The sequence below is a fragment of the Ramlibacter sp. genome (assembly GCF_035554825.1).
Lineage (GTDB): Bacteria > Pseudomonadota > Gammaproteobacteria > Burkholderiales > Burkholderiaceae_C > Ramlibacter.
The window spans coordinates 111,966-118,817 of sequence record NZ_DATMHS010000173.1; the positions used below are offsets into that span (position 1 = coordinate 111,966).

Annotated in this window: 7 protein-coding genes; 3 read left to right on the forward strand and 4 right to left on the reverse strand. The window is 67.9% G+C overall.

Annotated elements, in window-relative coordinates:
• Positions 1 to 2: 2 nt before the first annotated feature.
• Entirely contained in the window at positions 3 to 698 is a 696-nt protein-coding gene (locus tag VNT59_RS21315; protein ID WP_325501898.1) for a PilN domain-containing protein, read from the reverse strand.
• Positions 695 to 1,774 carry a pilus assembly protein PilM gene (locus VNT59_RS21320; RefSeq protein WP_325501900.1) on the reverse strand — a complete coding sequence of 360 codons (1,080 nt, stop codon included), beginning with the start codon at positions 1,772 to 1,774 and terminating at the stop codon, positions 695 to 697. Before VNT59_RS21320 ends, VNT59_RS21315 begins: the two co-directional genes overlap by 4 nt.
• A gap of 265 nt (positions 1,775 to 2,039) precedes the next feature.
• Here VNT59_RS21320 and VNT59_RS21325 point away from each other — a divergent pair, with 265 nt between their 5' ends.
• On the forward strand, positions 2,040 to 4,496 hold the full coding sequence (locus tag VNT59_RS21325) for a penicillin-binding protein 1A (protein ID WP_325501902.1): 2,457 nt from the start codon (positions 2,040 to 2,042) through the stop codon (positions 4,494 to 4,496).
• Here VNT59_RS21325 and cyaY read toward each other — a convergent pair.
• A complete protein-coding gene (cyaY, locus tag VNT59_RS21330; RefSeq protein WP_325501904.1) occupies positions 4,493 to 4,819 on the reverse strand; it encodes an iron donor protein CyaY in 327 nt (108 codons plus the stop codon). The genes VNT59_RS21325 and cyaY overlap by 4 nt on opposite strands.
• Positions 4,820 to 4,831: 12 nt before the next feature.
• Between cyaY and lptM the strand changes: the two genes are divergently transcribed.
• Together lptM and lysA are read left to right on the forward strand one after the other, a co-directional pair.
• Complete coding sequence (lptM, locus tag VNT59_RS21335) at positions 4,832 to 5,053, forward strand: LPS translocon maturation chaperone LptM (protein WP_325501906.1); 222 nt, start codon at positions 4,832 to 4,834, stop codon at positions 5,051 to 5,053.
• Entirely contained in the window at positions 5,050 to 6,333 is a 1,284-nt protein-coding gene (gene lysA / locus VNT59_RS21340) for a diaminopimelate decarboxylase (protein ID WP_325501908.1), read from the forward strand. The genes lptM and lysA overlap by 4 nt, the downstream gene beginning before the upstream one ends.
• On the opposite strand, the gene VNT59_RS21345 is transcribed toward lysA, so the two are convergent.
• Positions 6,330 to 6,852: protein-methionine-sulfoxide reductase heme-binding subunit MsrQ (locus tag VNT59_RS21345; RefSeq protein ID WP_325501910.1), on the reverse strand; the 523-nt coding region annotated here is incomplete at its 5' end. The genes lysA and VNT59_RS21345 overlap by 4 nt on opposite strands.

A 6,852-nucleotide genomic window follows, 5' to 3' on the forward strand; every position in this document is an offset into this window, starting at 1 on the left:
GGTCAGCTCCTGCGGGCCGAGGCAGCAGCGCCCGCCGCCGCGGCGGCCGCCGCGCTCGAGGCCGGCGCCGCCGCCGCGCTCGACGCGGCGGGAACCGCGCCGCCGGCCGCACTGGCGGCGGCAGCGGATTTCTGCTCGCTCGCGCGCAGCAGCCTGACGCGCATGGTGAAGTTGGAAACGCGGCGCTGGTCGCGCGGGCTGAGGTTCACGTTGCCGGCGGTGATCTCCACCAGCTCCGGACGCGCCAGCCAGGCGCTGTTGTTGCCGAGATTGCGCAGCAGCTCGGACACGCGCTCGTTCGACTGGGCCACGCCCTGGATCGACACCGTCTGGTTCTCCTGCTTCAGGCTCGTGACGTAGACCCCGTCGGGGGTCTGCCGCACCAGCTCGTTGAGCAGGTGCACCGGCATGTTGCGGTCGGCCTGCAGGTCTTCGACGGCCTGCTGGCGGGCGCGCAGCGCGGCGATTTCGGCCTGCAGGGTGGCGATATCCTTGATCTGCGACTCGAGGCGCTTGATCTCGCCCGTGAGCACCAGATTCTTGCCCTGCTGCTCGGAAATCTGCGCCGCGTACCAGACGTACACGCCGCCGGCGATCATCACCCCGGCCATGGCCGAAAGCACCAGCGTGACGTAGAACGCTTCGCGGCGGCGCTTGCGGGCCGCTTCCCGGTGCGGCAGCAGGTTGATCAGGATCACTGCAGGAACCTCCGCATCGCCAGACCGCAGGACGTGAGATACGACGGCGCTTCGCGCCGCATCTTCTTCTCGCGCACCGCCTGGCCGATCTGCATGCCTTCGAACGGGTTGGCCAGGTGGCAGGGGAAGGACGTCTGCGCCGTGACCGCATCGGTGAGCCCGGGCAGGGCGGCGGAGCCGCCGGCAAGCATCACATAGTCGACGCGGTTGTGCGGCGTGCTGGTGAAGAAGAACTGCAGGGCCCGGGCCACTTCCTGCGCCAGGCTGTCGACGAAGGGCTTGAGCACGCCGGTCGCATAGTCCTCGGGCAGGTCGCCGTTTCGCTTCTTGTTCTCGGCCTCTTCGGGCGAGAAGCCATACTGCCGCACGATCAGCTGCGTCAGCTGCGCGCCACCGAAGGCCTGGTCGCGGTCGTACAGCACTTCCTCGTTGCGGATCACCTGCATGCTGGTGGTGAACGCGCCGACTTCGAACAGGGCGACCATCGTGTCCACGCCGCCGTTCGGCAGGGTCTCGATCAGGCGGCCCGCGGCCAGCCGGGAGGCGTAGGACTCGACGTCGACAATCAGCGGTTTGAGCCCCGCGGCCTCGGCCAGGCCCTGCCGGTCCTGCACCTTTTCCCGGCGCGATGCGGCGATCAGCACTTCGACATCGCCGGCGGAAGTGGTGCTCGGCCCGAGGACGCAGAAGTCCAGGCTGACCTCGTCGAGCGAGAACGGAATGTATTGATTGGCCTCGGCCTCGACCTGGATTTCCAGATCCTGCTCGGACAGCCCGGCCGGCAGCACGATCTTCTTGGTGATCACCGCCGACGGCGGCAGCGCCATGGCGACGTTCTTGGTGCGGGTGCCGCTCTTCTTCACCACCCGGCGCATCGCGTCGGCGACTTCCTCGAACTTCTCGACGTTGCCGTCGACGACCCAGCCCCGCTCCAGCGGCTCGATGGCGCAACGCTCCAGGACCAGTTCGCCCGCCTTGTCCCGGCCGAGTTCCACCAGCTTGACACTGGACGAGCTGATGTCCAGCCCGAGCAGGGGCGCCGGCTGCCGACTCAAGATCGACCCGAAAAAGCTCATTCAGTCTCCTGCCGCGGGTATTTCAAGACGTAACAAACTTAAAGTTTCACTTGAATGCTAGCAGTAACGTCATTGTCGGCAAAGGATTTTTGGCCACCTGAACACTAGACCCGTTGCCAAAAGCCTACGTTGGAAACTGCGATACTGCCGGGCATCGCCACGAGTGAGCATGCGCTCACATCGAGTCCGTTTCGCGTCCCCTGCCGTTCAGCAGGGGGCAAGGGGGCGATTTTTATAATGGCCGCAGCCACGCTACTGGACCCACATGCCATCTGAACCGACCCGTGAAGAGCGCCCCGCCTCGCCACCAGCACCGGCCGGCTGGCGCGGCCTTGTCCTGCGGGCACTGCTGTGGACCTTCGGCCTCGTCGCGGCCGGCCTCGTCTCCATCGTGATCGTCGGGGGCGTGGCGCTGGCGGTCGCCTATCCGAACCTGCCGGACATCTCCGAGCTCTCCGATTACCGGCCCAAGCTGCCGCTGCGGGTCTATTCGTCCGACGGCGTCCTGATCGGCGAATTCGGCGAGGAACGCCGCAGCCTGACGCCGATCGCGCAGATCCCCAAGGTGATGAAGGACGCAGTGCTCGCCATCGAGGACGCGCGTTTCTATTCCCACGGCGGGGTGGACTATCGCGGCCTGGTGCGGGCGGCGGTCGCCAACCTCGGGCGGGTCAAGAGCCAGGGCGCGTCGACGATCACGATGCAGGTCGCGCGCAACGTCTACCTGTCGTCGGAAAAGACCTTCACCCGCAAGCTGTACGAGGTGCTGCTGACCTTCAAGCTGGAGCACCTGCTCACGAAGGACCAGATCCTCGAGATCTACATGAACCAGATCTTCCTGGGCAACCGGGCCTACGGCTTCGCGGCGGCGGCCGAGACCTATTTCGGCAAGCCGATGAAGGACCTGACGATCGCCGAGGCCGCCATGCTGGCCGGCCTGCCCAAGTCGCCGTCGGGCAACAATCCGCTCACGAACCCGACCCGCGCCCGCACCCGCCAGCAGTACATCATCGAGCGGATGGAGGAGAACGGCTTCATCACCCACGAGGAAGCCGAAGCGGCCAGGAAGCAGGAGCTCAAGTTCCGCAGCGCCACCGGCAATGCCCGCGTGCATGCCGAATACATCGCCGAGACGGTGCGCCAGCTGGTGTTCGCCCAGTATGGCGACGAGGCCTACACCCGCGGCCTCAACGTGTACACGACCATCAATGCCACCCGGCAGGAAACCGCCTACAAATCCCTGCGCGCCGGCATCATGAACTACGAGCGGCGCCAGATCTACCGCGGGCCGGAGCAGTTCGTCGACCTCCCCGACAGCGACAAGGAGGCCGAAGACGACATCGACGACGCCTTGACCGAGCACCCCGACAACGGCGACGTGATGTCGGCGGTGGTCCTCGAAGCCAGCCCGAAGAAGATCCTGGCCGAGCGCCAGAACGGCGAGCGGGTGGAAATCACCGGTCAGGGCCTGAAGCCGGCCCAGTCCGGCTTGTCCGAGAAGGCGCCGCCGAAGATCAAGATCCGCCGCGGCGCTGTCATCCGCGTGGTCAAGACGCCCAAGGGCGACTGGGAGATCACGCAGCTGCCCGAAGTGGAGGGCGCGTTCGTGGCGCTCGATCCTCGCGACGGCGCCATCCAGGCGCTGGTCGGCGGGTTCGATTTCAACAAGAACAAGTTCAACCACGTGATGCAGGCCTGGCGGCAGCCGGGCTCGTCGTTCAAGCCGTTCATCTATTCCGCGGCCCTGGAAAAAGGGTTCACGCCTTCCACGGTCGTGAACGACGCTCCCCTCTTCTTCGACGCCGGGATCACCGGCGGCCAGCCCTGGGAGCCGAAGAACTACGACGGCAAGTTCGAGGGGGCCATGCCTTTGCACAAGGCGCTCGCCAAGTCCAAGAACATGGTCTCGATCCGGGTCCTGCAGGCCGTGGGCACGCAGAACGCGCAGGACTGGATCACCCGCTTCGGCTTCGACGCCGAGAAGCACCCGCCCTACCTGACGATGGCGCTGGGCGCCGGCTCGGTCACGCCCATGCAGATGGCCACGGCCTATTCGGTCTTCGCCAACGGCGGCTACCGCGTCAATCCCTGGCTGATCTCCAAGATCACCGACCAGCGCGGCAAGGTCGTCGTCGAAAGCCAGCCGCCCCTGCCCAACGAGGCCGTGCGGGCCATCGACGCTCGCAACGCCTTCGTGATGAGCCGGCTGCTGCAGGAGGTCGCCCGCGAAGGCACGGCAGCCCGGGCCCAGGCGACCCTGAAGCGGGTCGACCTGTACGGCAAGACCGGCACCACCAACGACTCGATCGACACCTGGTTCGCCGGCTACCAGCCGACCCTCATGGCCGTGGTCTGGATGGGCTACGACACGCCGCGCTCGCTCGGCGACCGCGAGACCGGCGGCGGCCTGTCGCTGCCGGTCTGGATCAACTTCATGGAGACCGCGCTCAAGGGCGTGCCGGTGATGGAACCCTCGGCGCCGGAAGGCGTCGTGAACGTCGGCGGCGAGTGGTACTTCGACGAATACGCACCGGGGCGCGGCGTCAGCAGCCTGGGGATGTCTGCGCCCGCGCAGGACAACGGCAGCGGCGCGCCCTCGCCCGGAGCACCGGGCGTGCCCTACGACAAGAGCCTGATGAATTCCGACGGCCTGCCGCCGAACCGGCCGGCCCCGGCTCCCTCCGACGAGCGCCGCAGCATCCTCGACCTGTTCCGGAACTAGGAAAACTGCAGCGGCTGCCCGGCCTGCTCGCTCGCGAACCGGCTGAGGTTGGCGAAGAACTCGCCGTTGCCCTTGCTGTCCACCCAGCGGGCGCCATCGAACTTGTAATGGAAGCCACCGGCGCGCGCCGCCAGCCAGACCTCGTGCAATGGCTTCTGCAGGTTGACGATGATCTGGCTGCCGTTGCGGAAGGTGAGCGTCACCATGCCGCCGACGCGCTGGTTGTCGACGTCCGCGTCGGACTCGTCGTTGATGCGGTCGCAGCACGCCTCGACCCGGCCCAGCAGCGACTCGGCCTGGTCCATGAACTCGGGGTCGGTCATTACAATTTCACCATGTTGAATGTTTCGAGAATTCTAGTCAGCGCGCCGGCGCGGCGGCTTGTCCTCGCGGCTGCCGTGGTCGGCCCGCTCGCCGCTTGCGGGCAGAAAGGGCCGCTGTTCCTGCCCACCGATCCGGTCGCCGCACAGCGCGCCACGCTGCCGCAGACCCTGCGCCCGGCGGCGCCGGCCTCCGCCCCCGCCACCGGCACCGCCTCCCCGATTCCCGGCCAATGACCACCCACACCACCGCCCTGCCCGGGCAGCCTTTCTTTTCCAGTCGTGGCGGCGAACTGTTCGTCGAGGAGCTGCGCCTGGCCGACCTGGCCCGCGAGCACGGCACGCCACTGTTCGTCTATTCCAAGGCCGCCATGTTGGCGGCGCTGGGCGCCTACCAGCGCGGCTTCGCCGGGCGCCGGGCGCGCATCTGCTACGCGATGAAGGCGAATCCGTCGCTGGCCATCCTGCAGGTGTTCGCACAGGCCGGCTGCGGCTTCGACATCGTCTCGGGCGGCGAGCTCGAACGGGTGCTGGCCGCCGGTGGCCGGGCAGCGGACATCATCTTTTCGGGCGTCGGCAAGACCCGCGCCGAGATGCGGCGCGCGCTGGAGCTGGGCATCGGCTGCTTCAACGTGGAGAGCGAAGCCGAACTGGAGGTGCTGAGCGAAGTGGCCGTCGCCAGCGGCACCACGGCCCCCGTCAGCATCCGGGTCAATCCGGACGTCGATCCCAAGACCCACCCCTACATCTCCACCGGCCTCAAGGGCAACAAGTTCGGCGTGGCACATGGCCGTGCCCTGGCCGCATACCGCCGCGCCGCCGCCCTGCCCGGGCTGAAGGTCGTCGGCATCGACTGCCACATCGGCTCCCAGATCACCGACGCAGCGCCATACCTCGATGCCATGGAGCGCATCCTGGACCTGGTCGAGAGCGTGGAAGCGGCCGGCATCGCGCTGCCGCACATCGACTTCGGCGGCGGCCTGGGCATCGACTACCAGGGCGTGCAGCCGCCGGCGGCGGACGCGTTGTGGCGCAAGCTGTTCGACAAGCTCGACGCACGCGGCTTCGGCGACCGGCAGTTCCTCATCGAGCCGGGGCGCTCGCTGGTCGGCAACGCCGGCGTGTGCCTCACCGAAGTGCTGTACCTCAAGCCGGGCGAGCAAAAGAACTTCTGCATCGTGGATGTCGCGATGAACGACCTGCCGCGGCCGGCGATGTACCAGGCCTGGCACGCCGTCGTGCCGGTCGCCGCGGGCGGCGGCCCGGCCAGCACCTACGATCTGGTCGGCCCGGTGTGCGAGAGCGGCGACTGGATCGCGCGCGACCGTGAGCTGGCGGTCCGGCCGGGGGACCTGCTCGCCGTGATGTCGGCCGGCGCCTACTGCATGAGCATGGCCAGCAACTACAACAGCCGCGGCCGGGCGGCGGAAGTGCTGGTCGAAGGCGACCGCGCAGCCGTGATCCGCGGCCGCGAATCGATCGCGGACCAGCTCCGGCTGGAACGGCTGCTGCCCTAACGCAGTTCCGGCTGGCGCCGCCGTGCCGGCGCCGGCGCCGCCATCCGGCGCTTCTTCAACGCCTGCCCGACCCGCCAGCCGAGCAAGACGGACAGGATCGCGGCATACAGCGCCACCTCGGCGAAGTTGTGCTTGGCCGCGCGCATCCAGAAGAAATGCAGGATGGCCAGCCCGGCGACGACATAGACCAGGCGGTGCAGCGCCTGCCAGCGGCGCGCCCCCAGCGCTTTCACCGCACGGTTGAACGAGGTGGCCGCCAGCGGCGTCAGCAGCAGGAAGGCCGTGAACCCGACCAGGATGAACGGGCGCTTCGGGATATCGCTGGCGATCTCGGCCGGATCGAAGCCCATGTCGAACCAGCTGTAGGCCAGCAGGTGCAGCGCCGCGTAGAAGTACATGAAGAGCCCGAGCATCCGGCGAAAGCGCGCCAGTGCGGGAGTGGCCGTCAGGACCCGCAGCGGCGTCACGGCCAGCGTCAGGCACAGGAAGCGCAGGGCCCAGTCGCCGAGCGAGCGCTCC